Source organism: Parendozoicomonas verongulae, from assembly GCF_009711465.1.
Lineage (GTDB): Bacteria > Pseudomonadota > Gammaproteobacteria > Pseudomonadales > Endozoicomonadaceae > Sansalvadorimonas > Sansalvadorimonas verongulae.
Genome location: NZ_SMME01000794.1, coordinates 1 through 15,519, shown reverse-complemented (window position 1 = coordinate 15,519; position 15,519 = coordinate 1). Strand labels below are relative to the sequence as shown.

The 15,519-nt window shown below is 51.1% G+C and carries 13 protein-coding genes; 3 read left to right on the top strand and 10 right to left on the bottom strand.

Features of this window, described 5'->3' with window-relative positions; genetic code table 11:
• Positions 1-1,144 precede the first annotated feature (1,144 nt).
• Positions 1,145-2,248 (top strand): hypothetical protein, encoded by a 1,104-nt coding sequence (locus E1189_RS07725; protein ID WP_155159454.1) that lies wholly within the window; start codon positions 1,145-1,147, stop codon positions 2,246-2,248.
• Between the two features lie 8 nt (positions 2,249-2,256).
• Here the strand turns inward: E1189_RS07725 and E1189_RS07720 are convergent, their stop codons facing one another.
• The 10 genes from E1189_RS07720 to E1189_RS07675 form a co-directional block, all read right to left on the bottom strand.
• Positions 2,257-3,057: a class I SAM-dependent methyltransferase gene (locus E1189_RS07720; protein ID WP_329601940.1), complete on the bottom strand. Its 801-nt coding sequence runs from the start codon at positions 3,055-3,057 to the stop codon at positions 2,257-2,259.
• 16 nt (positions 3,058-3,073) lie between these two features.
• Positions 3,074-3,880: an undecaprenyl-diphosphate phosphatase gene (locus tag E1189_RS07715; RefSeq protein ID WP_155159453.1), complete on the bottom strand. Its 807-nt coding sequence runs from the start codon at positions 3,878-3,880 to the stop codon at positions 3,074-3,076.
• Positions 3,880-4,581 carry a tRNA (adenosine(37)-N6)-threonylcarbamoyltransferase complex dimerization subunit type 1 TsaB gene (gene tsaB, locus E1189_RS07710; RefSeq protein WP_155159452.1) on the bottom strand — a complete coding sequence of 234 codons (702 nt, stop codon included), beginning with the start codon at positions 4,579-4,581 and terminating at the stop codon, positions 3,880-3,882. Before tsaB ends, E1189_RS07715 begins: the two co-directional genes overlap by 1 nt.
• A 93-nt stretch (positions 4,582-4,674) precedes the next feature.
• Complete coding sequence (gene adk / locus E1189_RS07705; RefSeq protein ID WP_155159451.1) at positions 4,675-5,325, bottom strand: adenylate kinase; 651 nt, start codon at positions 5,323-5,325, stop codon at positions 4,675-4,677.
• Between the two features lie 98 nt (positions 5,326-5,423).
• Positions 5,424-8,087 (bottom strand): phosphoenolpyruvate carboxylase, encoded by a 2,664-nt coding sequence (gene ppc / locus E1189_RS07700; protein WP_155159450.1) that lies wholly within the window; start codon positions 8,085-8,087, stop codon positions 5,424-5,426.
• 96 nt (positions 8,088-8,183) lie between these two features.
• Entirely contained in the window at positions 8,184-9,215 is a 1,032-nt protein-coding gene (locus E1189_RS07695; protein WP_155159449.1) for an ABC transporter permease subunit, read from the bottom strand.
• A gap of 18 nt (positions 9,216-9,233) precedes the next feature.
• Positions 9,234-10,262, bottom strand: a complete 1,029-nt coding sequence (locus tag E1189_RS07690) for an ABC transporter permease subunit (protein ID WP_155159448.1) — start codon at positions 10,260-10,262, stop codon at positions 9,234-9,236.
• Positions 10,262-11,254: an ABC transporter ATP-binding protein gene (locus tag E1189_RS07685; RefSeq protein WP_155159447.1), complete on the bottom strand. Its 993-nt coding sequence runs from the start codon at positions 11,252-11,254 to the stop codon at positions 10,262-10,264. The genes E1189_RS07690 and E1189_RS07685 overlap by 1 nt, the downstream gene beginning before the upstream one ends.
• Before the next feature lie 2 nt (positions 11,255-11,256).
• Positions 11,257-12,255, bottom strand: a complete 999-nt coding sequence (locus E1189_RS07680; RefSeq protein ID WP_155159446.1) for an ABC transporter ATP-binding protein — start codon at positions 12,253-12,255, stop codon at positions 11,257-11,259.
• A 77-nt stretch (positions 12,256-12,332) separates the two neighbouring features.
• Positions 12,333-14,180: an extracellular solute-binding protein gene (locus tag E1189_RS07675; RefSeq protein WP_155159445.1), complete on the bottom strand. Its 1,848-nt coding sequence runs from the start codon at positions 14,178-14,180 to the stop codon at positions 12,333-12,335.
• 326 nt (positions 14,181-14,506) lie between these two features.
• On the opposite strand from E1189_RS07675, the gene E1189_RS07670 reads away from it, so the two are divergent.
• Together E1189_RS07670 and E1189_RS07665 are read left to right on the top strand one after the other, a co-directional pair.
• Positions 14,507-15,010 (top strand): hypothetical protein, encoded by a 504-nt coding sequence (locus E1189_RS07670; protein WP_155159444.1) that lies wholly within the window; start codon positions 14,507-14,509, stop codon positions 15,008-15,010.
• A 119-nt stretch (positions 15,011-15,129) separates the two neighbouring features.
• Entirely contained in the window at positions 15,130-15,414 is a 285-nt protein-coding gene (locus E1189_RS07665) for a DUF406 family protein (protein WP_155159443.1), read from the top strand.
• Positions 15,415-15,519 lie beyond the last annotated feature (105 nt).

The window sequence follows — 15,519 nt, the reverse complement described above, 5'->3', positions numbered from 1 at the left end:
TTGTGCCTTGCTTGTTTTTTCTCTGCTATCACAGCTTGCTCATGGTATATCTGGATACGTTCCTGCCGTTTACTATTCTAATCACAGCACTCTGGTTTTCAGTGCTCAGCTCAAAAGCGCAGAGGCACTTTTACATGAACAAAAAAGCTTAGACGAGCTTTCATTTGAAGATGTGATGCAGGAACAAAGCAGCCCACCCTTGCTATTTGTTGGAACACGGAACCATTCCAAACAACAGAATCCTGATTCGGCCTCGTTTACGTCAACTATTGATATACCAGTTTTTAATTCAACACGAGTTTCCCTTATATCGGCCAGGAGATGCGACGAAGACAAAAGAACCTATGTGCTGACATTCTTCATGCGAGATGATGACAGAGAGATACCCCTTCATATTGATGCTCCCCCTCCCAGCAAAGGGCCGAAAAACTCTCAACCTACTTATATATGGTTCACCTCATTAATTGTCTCAGGTGAGGTGTATCATACTCTGCTCACTGAGAGCCAGGCTTCATCATCCCCATCTCTGGCCACCCCTACCCTGTTTATTGATGGAACAACAGAAACTCTTCCATTGATCACAGCCATCGACCGGTTCGGCTACTTCTACATTCCTGCACCAGATATCACTGTTGAAGAGAGCTGGACGGTCAAATTAAACACCCATTCCGGAATAATGCATACCACTGGCCTATCCCGAAACACATCCGACCACTCTGAGGCTACAAATAGTTCACCTTCTTCATCCCGACAGTCTCTTAGCACATCATCGGTAAGTACTACCAGTCCAGCTTCTCAGGGTTATCACAGTGATAGTATGCCTATGGAAAGGAAGTATCCCCCAACTCACACTTCAGTCAGCAGCACTCACTCAAGTACCAGGGATGAACCTATCTTGGAAATGTCCAGTGTTGATTCCCTGACCATGCACACATCATCCCTCAGCCTTCAAGCCAGCGTACTCGGCCAGCCTCTATGCAGCGCCCGCTTTCTGTATACATTATCTTTTGCGTTGTTAAGCAGAACAACAGGCAGACACCAGCCCAGATGGGTTATTAACACGATTGCTCAACTTTTCAGTAGCAAAACCAGCAACCTGCTTTTTGGGCATCTTAGCAGGGAACCTACGCCCGTCATCATGAGGTTGGCAAACATATCCTCCAACGACTCTATGATTTATAACGCCCTTGATAACTTTTTCCCCGATTTCAATGAACATGGAGAAACACTGTTTCGGTGGCTCGATGAATATGATGCCACTGGTATTGATTTTACCAAGCCTGGAAATAAGCTCATGAGGTCTGGAATGGTAAAAAAGCAGGTGTGTGATGCTATAGAAGCAGTATTCAAGGTGATGGCGCATTACACCCGAAACCAGGCCAGCCCCTTTTACAGCAGTTTTTATATGGATGAGCTTCACCATTTTGATCAGAAAAAGTGGCAACTCTATATGGATCGAAGCGTAGCAGTGAGGAAAATGTGTCAGTCACCCCTCCCTTCTCTTCCTGTCACAGTCAGCGTCAATGGTTTTCCGCAAAATACCGTAGGAGAGGTCTGGAAGATTATCATGGGTGTTAAGAACTTACTTCCCTACATTTTCCTGGCCGAATACTGGGAGAACTTGGCTGGCTTACCACTTCCTCCTATGCCCCCCGTACATAAAGAGGGCCTTACTGCAGTAACAGAAGATTCGCATCAACAGCTTGTTGCCAGTCAATACATTCAGCAACTTTATACTTATGGTCATGATGAACTCCCAGAATGGATGAAAGCTTTCTTAAGCACTCTGCGAGCATCCCCATTGCCCCCATTATTTACTGTCGATGATTCCCCATTAAGCATCCCCCGGGAAACCAGTACACAGCTCCAGAGAGTCTATGACGGTCTGAATCAGTGGGCCGCAGTGAGCGATTCCAATAAACTGATGAAAGACAATATAGTAACCCTGTCTTCACATCTCTCAGAAGTCAGAAGTGCCATGACTTATTTCGAGGGTATCGACGATCCCTATCTACCGCAGTGCAACACCGATGCGATTACCACACTGGAGTACTTCAGAAATCCTGACCTCCCTGTCCGTAAAAGTGACAGAGAAGTGCATAAACCCAATAAGAAAATGTTCTCTGCCAAGAAAAAAGAGGACAGGATGAAGCAGGTCATACAGACGTTGGACGTACTGCAAGAACACTACACCCCCTACTTTCCCAGTCTTGTTCTTCACAAAGCAGCAGCTCTAAGTAGAAAGTAGCGAGTGAGTTAAAGTTTTTTAAGAGGGTAAATATCAAACCGTCCGGATTTCCCTTCCAGTCTGTAACCAGGCTCCTGTTCATTCAGATCGGGAGCCTTTTTCGGGCGTTTGACCACAACCCTGTGTTGAGCCAGCTTTAATGCAGGTGCCAGCAAATCATCGGCATCACCATCCGGCCCCAGCAGGTTCTGGAACAAAACCATTTCCTTTTTAACTGCCGCAGACTTGTCCCGGTGTGGAAACATCGGGTCCAGATACACGACATCAAAGTGACGATCCCCATCAATAAACTGATTCATTAACTCGAGAGCATGGCCGGATGCCAGCTCCATGCGGGAAACAATCACTCCTGTTTCAGCATCCTCTGCTGCACGACTCAAACCATCGGTCAGCAAAGCTCGCACAACAGGCGATCGTTCAATCATGGTGACATGGCAGCCGAGGGTTGCCAGCACATAAGCATCCCGCCCCAAACCTGCTGTCGCATCCAGAACATGAAGCTGACGGGAAGTATCAGCAACCCCTACGGCTTTCACAATCGACTGACTCTTACCGCCACCAAACTTACGACGATGGCCTACAGCGCCGCCAACAAAATCTACAATCACAGGGCCGGGTGCCCCTTTACCGGTTTGCTGCAAGGCCAAGCCGTTTGGGCTGTACCAGAGAATCAGCTGCTGGTGACGAATGGCTTTGGGGCTGTCCGCTTCAATAACTGACAAACCTGTGTCGTGTTTGAGACTCTCCAGTTTCTCCACATCACACTCAGGGGTTTGGAGAATAGAAATATCGAGCTGGGATGTACCCACGTTTACACCTTACCGTTCAGACAAACAGAACGCCTAACAACACAATGCCCAGCAGCAGGCGATAGATCACAAAAGGCATCATGCCGATGCGATTGATAATCGCGAGGAAGTAATGCACACAGAGATAGGCACTGATACCAGACACCGCAAAGCCCATGGCCAGCTCACCCCAGTGAATCACTTCACCGGAGCTCACCAGCTTCAGAATCATCAACGTGCCAGCGGCCACAATAATGGGGATAGACATCAGGAAGGAGAAACGGGCCGCAGCATCACGAGTCAGCCCCATCATCAAACCAGCAGTCATGGTAATACCGGAACGGGAGGTGCCGGGAATAATCGCCAGTGCCTGAGCAAAACCCATAATCATGGCTTGCTTGAAGGTGAGTTTTTCCAGAGGCTGAGTCAGGTTCTTACGGCGATCCGCAAAACCAAGCAAGGAACCGAAAATCAGCGTGGTGGCTGCTATCACGGCGGTTGAGCGCATCGCATCATCGGCACCGGTTACACTCACAAGGCCACCAAAGATCACCGCAGGCACCGTTGCCCAGATCAGATACCAGCCCTGTCGGCTGTTCACAGTTTTCGGGCCTTTACCCACGGTATTGAGGCACCAGTCTTTTACGATGCCCTGCAGGTCGTTACGGAAGTAGAGTAATACCGCCGTTAACGTGCCCAGATGCAAAGCCACATCAAAGGTCAGCCCCTGATCCGGCCAGCCCAGCAGCTGGGATGGCAAGACCAGATGTGCGGAGCTGGATACCGGCAGAAATTCGGTGATGCCCTGGATCACCGCAAGAATAAAGAGTTGTAGGGAGTCCATTAACGCTCGCTCTTTTTCAGTGCCACATTATCGCGGAGGTAGACAGGCAGCGCCTGGGAGGCTGGCACAGCATCCCCTGCTGCCAGAATGGGGGCCGCCAGCACTGCGATATCAGCGGCATGGGGGAAGGTGTCGGCTATTTCATTCGCCAGAGTTACATCCATACGATCACGGTAGATCCAGCCAGAGCCAATGCCTGTCGCCTTTCCCTGCCAGCCCTCCGGCAGGCTTTTGCCCGTCAGCTCCGGTGCACAGACCACTTCATCCTGCACCGGCACCATCAGGCCATTATTTTCAGAGAACACGCCCCAGTACACTTCATCCATGCGGGCATCAATGGCCGACAAAACCTGTGCAGCGCCCTGCTCCCGGTAAGCCTGCTGCGCCAGTGCCGCAAGGGTAGACACAGGAACCACCGGGCAATCCAGAGCCCAGCCCAATCCCTGTGCGACACCTGTCGCAATACGCACACCGGTGAATGCCCCCGGCCCACGACCAAAGGCAATAGCATCAATCTGACTGCGGGACACACCCTGTGCCGTCAGCAGCTCATCAATCATCGGCAGCAGTCGCTGACTGTGCTGACGGGGAATCACTTCGTAGATCTCCTGAACCTCACCTTTCCCGCCGTTTGCGGAGGTATCATTCAGGGCGACGGAGCAGGCTTCAGTCGCAGTATCAAGCGCAAGAATCAGTGCCATGGGATCAAAATCAGATAGGGATTCAAAGTAACAAAAAACCGCTCAAGGATACCCCTGAGCGGTTTTTTCATAAAGACTTAAACGAGTCTGAAATTACTCGCTCAGTGCAGCCAGTACCGCCTTGGTGATGCTTTCAACGGAGCCGACACCCGCAACGGCATGGTACTTCACAGTGCCATTCTTTTCTGCCAGATCGTTGTAAAAACCAACCAGAGGCTTGGTCTGCTCATGGTAAACAGACAGACGCTTGCGAACAGTGTCTTCCTGATCGTCATCACGCTGAACCAGAGGCTCGCCGGTTACATCGTCGATACCTTCCTGCTTGGGTGGGTTGTAAACGACATGGTAAGTACGACCGCTGGCCAGGTGGGCACGACGACCGCTCATACGCTTAACGATGTCTTCATCTTCAACGGCGATTTCCAGAACGTGGTCGATATCCACACCCGCTTCCACCAGTGCTTCAGCCTGAGGGATGGTGCGAGGAAATCCGTCGAACAGAAAACCTTTGGCGCAGTCATCCTGAGCAATACGCTCTTTTACCAGGTCAATGATGATGTCGTCAGACACCAGCTGACCGGCGTCCATAACGGCCTTTACTTTTAAACCCAGTGGGGTTTCATTCTTGATGGCTGCGCGCAGCATGTCGCCAGTGGATATCTGTGGAATACCGTATTGCTCAGTAATGAAACGAGCTTGAGTTCCCTTGCCTGCGCCTGGAGCGCCCAGCAGAATCACACGCATGAATTATGCTCCTGGATAAATCCTGACCGTCAGAAGAAAACCCTCTGACAGAGCTCAAACGCGCAACAATACACACCCAGCCCCGTCAACTCAAGTTTCTACCCGGTATTGCGCATACCGGCCGCGATGCCGGTGATGGTGACCATCAGTGCCTGATCTCGCTCTTTTGTCGCCGCTTCCGGAACAGAACGGCCGCGATACAGCAACTCCGCCTGAAGGTAGTGCAAAGGGTCTGAGTAAGGATTGCGCAGTTCAATGGCCTTTCGTACCCAGGGTTCATCCCCTAACAAGGCGCCGCCTTTCAGGGTTACAGTGATATCGATGGCATCACTGAGCATAGTTCTGAGCTTTTCACCCAGATGTTTCAAGTCATCCGGTACCAGCAGCTTATCGTAATAACGGGCGATATCCGTATCGGTTTTCAGATACACCATTTCCAGCAGGGCCAGACGCGCCCGAAAGAAGGGCCAGTTAGCCACCATCTCCTGCAGCAAAGGCTCCTGACCACGCTCAACCACCTTTCTCAAAGCCTCGCCGCTGCCCAGCCATGCAGGGAGCATTAAGCGGTTCTGGCTCCAGGCAAAAATCCACGGAATCGCCCGCAGGCTTTCCACACCACCGTCGGGCTTGCGCTTGGTGGGTCGACTGCCTAAAGGCAGTAAGCCTAGTTCCAGCTCCGGTGTGGCTGAACGAAAATACGGTACAAACTCCGGCTCTTCCCGCACCATGCCCCGATACACTTTCAAAGAGTCGGCAGAGAGCTGATTCATCATCTCCCGCCACTTATCTTTTGGTGCCGGTGGTGGCAAAAGAGTCGCTTCCAGCGTAGCGCTGAAATAGAGAGACAGGCTTTCCACGGCTATACGGGGGAAGCCAAACTTAAAGCGAATCATCTCCCCCTGTTCCGTCACCCGCAAGTGACCATTCACTGAACCGGGGGGCTGGGAAAGAATCGCCTGATGAGCTGGCCCACCTCCACGGCCAACGGTACCACCGCGACCATGAAACAGCGTCAGGCTTACGCCCTTTTCCTTACACAGTTCCGTCAGCCCTTCCATAGCACGATATTGCGCCCAGGCAGCGGCCATCTGCCCGGCATCCTTGGCAGAGTCGGAGTAGCCCACCATCACCATTTGTTTGTCAGCAGAATAGTCACGATACCAGGGCACATTCAGCAGCTGCTCAATACTGTCTTTCGCCTGATCCAGATCAGACAGTGTTTCAAACAGAGGCGCTACTGGCATATCAAAGGGGCAACCGCACTCACGGAGTAGCAGAATCACAGCCAGCACATCCGAGGGCTTACTGGCCATGGAGATAATATAAGGCCCCAGTCGTTCAGGCTCCTGACTTGCAATCACCCGGCAGGTATCCAGAACCTCCTGGGATTCCGGCGAAGGGTGCCAGCGGGGAGACAGCAGTGGCCGCGGGCTACTCAACTCTTTCAGCAGGAAAGCCTGGCGCTCATCTTCTGTGGCCCGGTCAAAGTCCGGTAAGTCCAGATACTGGGTCAACTCCGAAAGCACCTGGGTATGTCGCGCCGCTTCCTGACGGATATCCAGCCGTACAAGTCCGAGGCCGAAGCATCGTGCCCGCCAGAGCAGGTCCCGCAGGGCACCATTGGCAATCAGCTCCATCCCGCAATTGCACAGAGACTCGTAGCAGATTTGCAGGGGGATAATCAGCTCTTCATCCCGACTGAGAATATCTGAGTCATCCCCTGTCTGGCCGTTGAGCCGGGCTTCACACCAGTCACGGGTTTTCTTAAGTCTGTGGCGCAACTCACGGAGCACAAAACGGTAAGGCTCTGAGGCACCGGCCGTCAGGTTATTCAGCTCTTTACTGCAGTCGTTATTCCCGGGCATAGAGAGTTCATTCGCGAGATCTTTCAGCTCCCGGATAAACAAATCCGCCGCCATCCATCGCCCGTTGAGTAAAACACGTTCCGTAACCCTGGCAGTGACATTGGGGTTACCATCCCTGTCGCCTCCCATCCAGGTGGAGAAACGCACAGGCATGGCATTGGTGGAGAGGCCTTTGCCGGTTTTCTCTTGCAGGCGCTGATCCAGTTTTCGCAAAAAACGGGGCACAGCACGCCACAGAGAATACTCAACCGTGGCAAAACCCCATCGGGATTCATCCTCCGGGGTAGGCCGACTGTCTCTGATCTCCCGGGTATGCCATATCTGGCTCACCAGCTGCTGCATGCGGGTTTCGGTTTCCTGCCGCTCCCGAGGCAGCTGGTCTGTTCGGTCCAGCTGAGCCAGGCAGCGGGTTAAACCATTAAACTTCTGTATCACCGTGCGGCGCGTGACTTCCGTAGGATGGGCAGTGAGCACCAGTTCTACCGCCATTTCATCCACATGCCGATGGATGGTTTCGGCATCAACACCCTGGGATTCCAGCCGTGAAAACAGTTGATTCAGGGTATCTTCCGCGCCGTCGAGTTGCTCTTTATGGCGGGAAACGGTGTGATACTGCTCGGCGATATTTGCAAGGTTGAGAAACTGGGTAAAAGCCCGGGTGACCGGTAGCAACTCGTTATCCGGCAGCCCATGGAGATAATCCAGAAGCTGCTGGGCGGCCTCGTCATCACCGGCCCGTGCGGTTTTGGAAAGGTGACGAATCTGCTCAATTTTTTCGAGGAATACCTCCCCCTGCTGCCCCTTAATGGCATTACCCAGCAACTCCCCCATCAAGCGCACATTTTGACGTAATCTTGCGTATTCGTCGGTTACAGTCTGGTTTTTATTCTGTGCCATAAGGTCACTCCCCCGAAACCTGAAAGCTCTGTCTCCGGAACAGACTAAGGGAAAACCACCATAAGTCCAATCAGGAGCAGGGGGAGTGATATAGTGTTACCGGTAATAGGTGTACTTCCTTGGGTCAAATGCCTCCCGGATCGCTTCACCGATAAAGGACACCATAACCAGCACAACAATCATGGCGATAGTGACGGAACTGACAATCCAGATGGATTCCAGATTCTCCGTGCCTTCACGCAGCAGAGCCCCCCAGCTTGGTGTCGGGGCGGGCAGCCCGAATCCGAGATAATCCAGTGATGTCAGCAGGCTGATACCGGCAATCAGATCGAACGGCACCATGGTGATCAGGGTCGACAGGATATTAGGCAGCACATGGGAAAAAATAACCCGCGGGCTCCCCGCACCCAGCACTCTGGAAGCCAGAATATAGTCTCGCCCCATCTCCCGGTAAGTCTGGGCACGGGTCACCCAGGTTTTACTCAGCCAGCCCAGCAGCACAACGATAAAGACAAACAGAGTAAAAGACGGCTGCAGTACGCTGGACAGGATCATAATCACGTAAAGCATGGGAACCTGACTGAGTATCTCAATCACCCGCTGCCCCACCAGATCGGTCAGCCCACCAAAGTACCCCATCATGCAGCCTACTGTAATGCCCAGCAGATAGTTGAAGAACATCACGATCAGGGAGAACAGGATACAGACCCGAAAGCCATACACGACTCTGGCCAGAAGATCCCGCCCGGTGCCATCAGTTCCTAACAAATGTCGCTGACTGGGAGGATAGGGAGGGAATTGCCCGGGAATGGAATCCGTTTCATAGGCTCCCCAGGGAATTACCGGCATAATCACATAGTTCCCGTTATTTTCCTCCTGAAAGTGTTGCTTCAGGTCGCGGTAATTCACCTCATAGTCATAATCCAGCCCAAAGGCTCGGCCACTGTTAACTGCGGTATAGGTCGGAAAATAATACTGGCCGTTATAATGCACCATAACAGCCCGGTTATTCACAAACAGCTCTGCAAACAGGCTGAGAACAACGGCAACAGTAAGAACAATGAATGAGTAATAGCCCAGTTTGATAGAGCGAAACCGCTGGAGCTTTTTTTTCGTTAATGAATTCATGGTACTCGCAGCCTTTAATCAGTTGCCAAACTTCACACGTGGGTCAACAAACGCAACGATCACATCCGACAAAATATTGCCTATCAGTGTTAAAAACACGGTAATCGCCAACTGCCCCATAACAACCGGATAATCCCGCTCAACAATGGCGTTGTACGACATCAGGCCAATACCATCGATATTAAAAATCAACTCAACCAGGAAGTTTCCGGCAAAAAACACGGTAATCAGACCACCCAGCTGGCTGGCTATGGGAATGATGCTGTTGCGAACAGCGTGGCGCAGAACAGCACGATTGAACGACAACCCCTTACTCACGGCCGTACGCACATAATCTGCGGAAATATTATCCATCAGATTATTTTTCATCAGCATGGTCAGGTACGCGAAGGAACCTGCGGTATAGGCTGCCAGAGGCAGAACAACGTGTGGGAAAATCCCCTTTATCTGCTCCCATGTCCCCGTCAGTTCTCCATAGTTATTGGGGTAGAATCCTCCCAGGGGGAACCAGTTCAGCTTGAAGGCAAAGATCGTCAACAGGGCAATAGCAACCACCATGGTTGGCAGCACGTAGCCAATATAGACCGCCAGCGAGGTGATAAAATCAATAGTGGTTTTATGTTTCAGGGCTTTCACAATCCCCAACGGTATCGAGATAAGATAACCCAGCACCAGCGAAACAAGACCAAAGGTCAGCGATATAGGCAATCGCTCAGTAATCATGTCAATCACAGGCTGGTAATAACGGTTGGATTCACCAAAATCCAGCCGCACGATTTTATTAAGCCACTCGACATACGCCGTCATGATGGGTTTATCAAGGCCATAAAATGCTTTCAGTTCTTCGATCTGATAGGGCGACAGCACCTGTCCACTGTCGTTTTGTGTAGAAAATCCGCCACCCGCGTCACCACCCATCTGGGCCTGCATCAGCATGGTTTCGACAGGCCCCCCGGGCAGCACCCGGGTCATGGAAAAAATCAGCAGTGTCACCCCGAAAAATGTGGGGATAATCAGCAGGAAACGCTTAAAAAAATAGGCTCCCATTAGTTGTTCCCTCCCTGTTCAGGATCATGGACAACGTGACAGGCCACACTGTGTCCGCCTGATGTTGCAATCAGTTCCGGGTAGACTTCCCTGCACTTGGGCAGAGCATGGCGACAGCGTTTGTGAAAGTGACAACCCGAAGGTGGGTTCACCGGTGAGGGAACATCGCCTTCGAGGATGATGCGCTTTTTATTGCGCGTTCGGGGGTCCGCTTCGGGAATCGCGGAAAACAGCGCCTGGGTATAAGGGTGAAGAGGGTTCTCGTAGAGTTGGTCAGCGCTGCACAGCTCCACGATACGGCCCAGATACATCACCGCGATACGGTCCGACACATGGCGCACTACGGAGAGGTCATGGGAAATAAAAATAATGCCCAGGTTGGAGTCACGCTGCAGATCCAGCAGCAGGTTGATAATCTGGGATTGCACGGAAACATCCAGCGCCGAAACAGCCTCATCGCAAACCAGCAATTCCGGTTCAAGGATCATCGCTCTGGCAAGCCCCACCCGCTGACACTGTCCACCAGACAGCTCATGGGGGTAACGATTAAGCACAGACTCCGGCAGGCCAACCTTTTTCAGAATATCGCGCACCTTCTGCTTGCGCTCTTTGGCCGACCCCAGCTTATGAATGGCCAGAGGCTCCTCAATAATCAGCCCTATCGTGTGGCGGGCATTGAGGGAATCTTTCGGGTCCTGCAGCACCATCTGCATATGCCGGCGATGGGGGCGCAACTTTCTGGCTGACAGGTCGGTAATATTCTTGTCACCCAGATGGACATGACCTGCGGTTGGCTTATACAGGCGCAGTAATGTACGACCAAGGGTTGATTTCCCGCATCCGGACTCACCGACCAGCCCCAGGGTTTCCCCGGGTTTCAGAGACAGGCTGACCTTATCAACTGCCTTAACTGAGTAACGTCCACTGAAAATATTACCGCCGGGAAAGTGCTGACACACATCATCCAGACGGATGAGTTCTTCTCTTGACATAGTTAGAGCACCTTATATTTATGGCAGGCAACCAGATGGTTCGTAGCGGCTGATTCCAGCTGTGGTGCACGCTGGGTACAGTTATCGTCACTATGGGGGCAGCGGTTGCTGAAGCGGCAACCCGATGGCATTTCGTGCAGGGCCGGCACTTGCCCTTCGATAATATTCAGTTTGGTTTTGGGGGTATTTCTCAGTGAAGGGATCGAACTGACCAAACCATGGGTATAAGGGTGCCGGGGAGACTCAAAGAGAGAGTAAACATCCGTCTGTTCGATGATTTCTCCCGCATACATCACCGCCACCTCATCACAAATCTGGGCAATCACCCCCAGATCGTGGGTGATAAACAGGATGGCCATCCCCATTTCTTTTTGCAGGCTCTGCATAAGTTCCAGCAGCTGAGCCTGAATGGTCACATCCAGTGCTGTGGTCGGCTCATCACAAATCAGCACATCCGGCTTACAGGCCAGTGCCATGGCAATCATAACCCGCTGTCGCATACCACCCGACAAGGCAAAGGGATACAGCCCGAGAATACGTTCCGGGTCAGGAATGCCTGCCTTGCCAAGCATGGCAATGGCTTCCTGTTTCCATTGCTCTTTGGAGAGCTCCGGTGCATGAAGCTCATACACCTCAAACATCTGTTTAGCGATGGTTTTAATAGGGCTCAGGGCTGTCATCGGCTCCTGAAAAATCATGGCAATCCGGTTACCACGGATGGCGCGAATTGCCTTTCCCTGAAACCGGGAAATATCCTCGCCATCAAAAATCACTTCACCCTCAACAATCCTGCCATGGGGTTGGGGTAATAACCCCATAATGGCCAGAGAGGTGACGCTTTTACCACACCCCGATTCCCCGACTATGCCGAGGGTTTGCCCTTTCCTGACCGAAAAGCTGACATTGTTCAGTACACACAGTTCCCCTTCATCTGTCTGAAAATTCACCTGCAGATTATTGACCCGCAAAGTCTCATCCGAGTGCTTTTCTGAATGACTCATGACGGCTACATCCTTTAATAACTTTGTAGCCCGTCCGGAAACAGCCCCGAGAGCTATTCCCGAACGGCTATATGGTGTTACTGAGCACTCACGACATTGGGTCCATACATATCGGGAATAACAGTCAGTTTCTTGTTTTTAGAGAACGCATCCAGTGTCTCTTTCTTTTTGGCAGGATCAATCCAGAACAGGCCATCCGTAATATCGAAAATACCCTGGGACAACTCTGTCACCCCAAAAGAGGGGGCATTCACCCAGCGCCAGGCCACTTCCCGGCGGTTCGGATTCACATATCCCGGAACAAAAACAGCCAGCTCGGCGACTCTCTGCTGGATATTTCGGGAGAGCTGAGCCTTTTCTTCGACATCCATGGTGGAGCGATACTGTGCAATCAGCTTGTCCAGCTCGTCATCTCTGGTCATGGTGATGTTGTTGGTCTGAGGCTTGGCATTCTCTGAAGCGAAGTACTCCCAGTACGCCGGAATAAGGTTGGTTGTCCAGCCCATCCGCACAATCTCGAAGTTCTTTTCCAGAACCGCTTTAAAGCCAGTTGCCCCTTGCTGGAACTGCAGTTTCAGATCGACACCGGCTTTTTTGGCCTGCTCCCTGTAAAAGGCCATGCGGCGGTCTTGAGAGGCGTACATATACAGCACAGACAGCTCAAGACGCTGCCCTTCGCTGTTCATCAGCGTGCCATCACGGTCAACGCGGGTAAAACCAGCTTCAGCGAACAGCTTGCGAGCCTGAGCAGGGTCATAAGGCGCTGCTTTCAGGGTGGTGTCGGTGTACTTACCGTGGTTAGCTCCCAGGGTATTCATACGAGGATATTCACCAAAGGCCAGCCGTTCTGACATACCCACAAAGTCAAAGCTGTACTGCAAACCCTCGCGGACTTTCTGGTTCTTGAGCAGCGGCACTTCAGTATTCAGGAAAAAGCCATTCAAGCCTGCAGGAGCTTTGCTGAGGAACCACAGCTTTTGTACATATCCGTTATCGCTTAATCGGGTAAACGCATTGGTATTGATTCGATTATGCCAGGGCTCCGGCAGGATCAGTGTATAGGTATCCAGCTGCCCTTTCAGGAAGTGCTGCCAGGCCACCTCATCATTACGGATAACATTGAAAACAATACGGTCGGCATTAAAACGATGCTTGTAGTACTTGAGGTCTTTCGCCCACCAGTTTTTCACACGCTCCAGAGCGATAGAATTCCCCATTCTCAGCTGGCCGAATGTGTAGGGACCGGTAGTCGGAGGTGTCCGCCAGTTATAACGTCTGACGTAATCCTCAGGCACTTCATTACCATAGAAGTGGGCAGGCAGTGCAGGAATAGATGCCGTACTCAGCAGGGTAAAATCATCGTGCTGCTGACCGGTTGTGACCGAGATGGTGTAATCATCATACTTGGTGACATCGGTAATCCGCTGAGTGTAATAGTTGTTGTACCAGGGGGCGACAATGTTCTTGGAGCGCATAAACTTCAGGGTGTACAGATAATCATCTGCCGTGACTTTCTTGCCATCAGACCACCGCGCTTGCGGGTTCAGCCGGAAATAAACGGTTCTGTGGTCTCCGGCAAAAGCCCATTCTGTGGCAAGGCCTGGTACATAAACACGGGTGTTCGGCTGAAGCTGAACGAGAGGCGTGCCATTCCCTACTAAACGCGCATAACGGGCAAAGGTTCCGTTCGTGTTTGGCCCAACCAGACGCAGACTCAGGGGGTAGGAATCAATGTGGCTATAGAAGACACCGCCTTTTTTAGCCTGAGGGTCGGCCCATGATGACTGATCGCTGTTGTTTATCCAGTTCAGCCCATCCGGCAAGTGTTTTAATTCACCCGCCTGTAAAGCAAAACTGCTGATTATCGTGAAAATAAACACCGAGGCAATCAGCAACGATTTACTACATTTTTTGATTATTGTCATTTTTATACTTCACCCTCTCTTGTTTATGTATTTCATGGTGTATGCCAGAGAACTTGCAATACCTGATCAAGAGTTTGCATCAGACATAGACCAAACTAATGGATACCAAAGAGTTAACGTATTGATTTACAACATATAAAAACCTAATAATTCCTTACAATACCCACAAACATAAACACAGTACCGAATAAGTGATAAAAAAACATTCAATACTGTTTTTTCTTTAACCACTTGTTTATCAAACCTTCTATAGAAGAAATGCTCACTCTGTTTTCTAAAGCTACGATTGAGTAAACACTCAGCTATGACCGACAGGTATTATTTTTATGACTCCACAAAACATTCCAGCCCGGGTGCTTGATTTCGCTGCCACCTGCCGGGTTTCACTAGAAAAGTACGAGCTGGATACCGCCTGCCAGCGCATTACCCATGCACTCAGGAAGCGCCTTGTTGATCGAGCCTTTCTTAACGACTGCTTCACCACAGAAGATTGGGAAGGGCGAAAAATCATTTATAAAGATGAGCAATTCGGTTTCTGTATCTGCGCCCATATCAACAACGACCATAAAGAAGCTCCGCCCCATAACCACGGCGAGACATGGGCCATTTACGGGCAGGCAGCAGGGCACACAGAAATGAGTGAGTGGGAGCAAACCGAACACGCTGGTATCGTCCGTAAAATTAAGGCTTACACAATGGGTCCGGGGGATGCCCAGCTGTATCCTCAGGGAGCCATCCACTCCCCCATCCGCCGGTTGCCGGGGAAACTGGTACGCGTAGAGGGGCAGGATCTGGACACAGTGGAACAGGACTCTTTCACCCCAGAATAAACATTTATTGAAAAACCAGAAAAGGAGTTTATCGGAAAGTCCTTAGTAGCACCTTGTGTTGAACGTCTTATAATCGACTAACACTTAATGGATAAGCTTTGAACGCGAGGCCGTCAGTTATGAGCATTTCCGACACCACTGATATTACCTGCACATCCTGCAACACCATGGATATTGGCACCATCATCCAGGAGTCCGACAATGTTGCCCAGATGACTCTGGCTGGAAACAATAAGGAAGACATTCTGACTCGTCTGACTGAACTGGCTCGCGCTGTTGAAAACGATGACGCCTGCATCATTGAGCAGAAGGCCAACGAAGATGAATCTATTACTGTGAACTTCACCTTCGGCTGTGCTGCTGAAAAACTGATTTTTGAAATGCGTGCCCGCCCGCTGATGTAATCAGCCCGCTTGCAGCATTCCTGAAAAAGGCCGGATTGATCGTTGATCAATCAGGCCTTTTTTATAAGTACCCGAACCATTGCTTTCGCATAATGATGGCGAGTG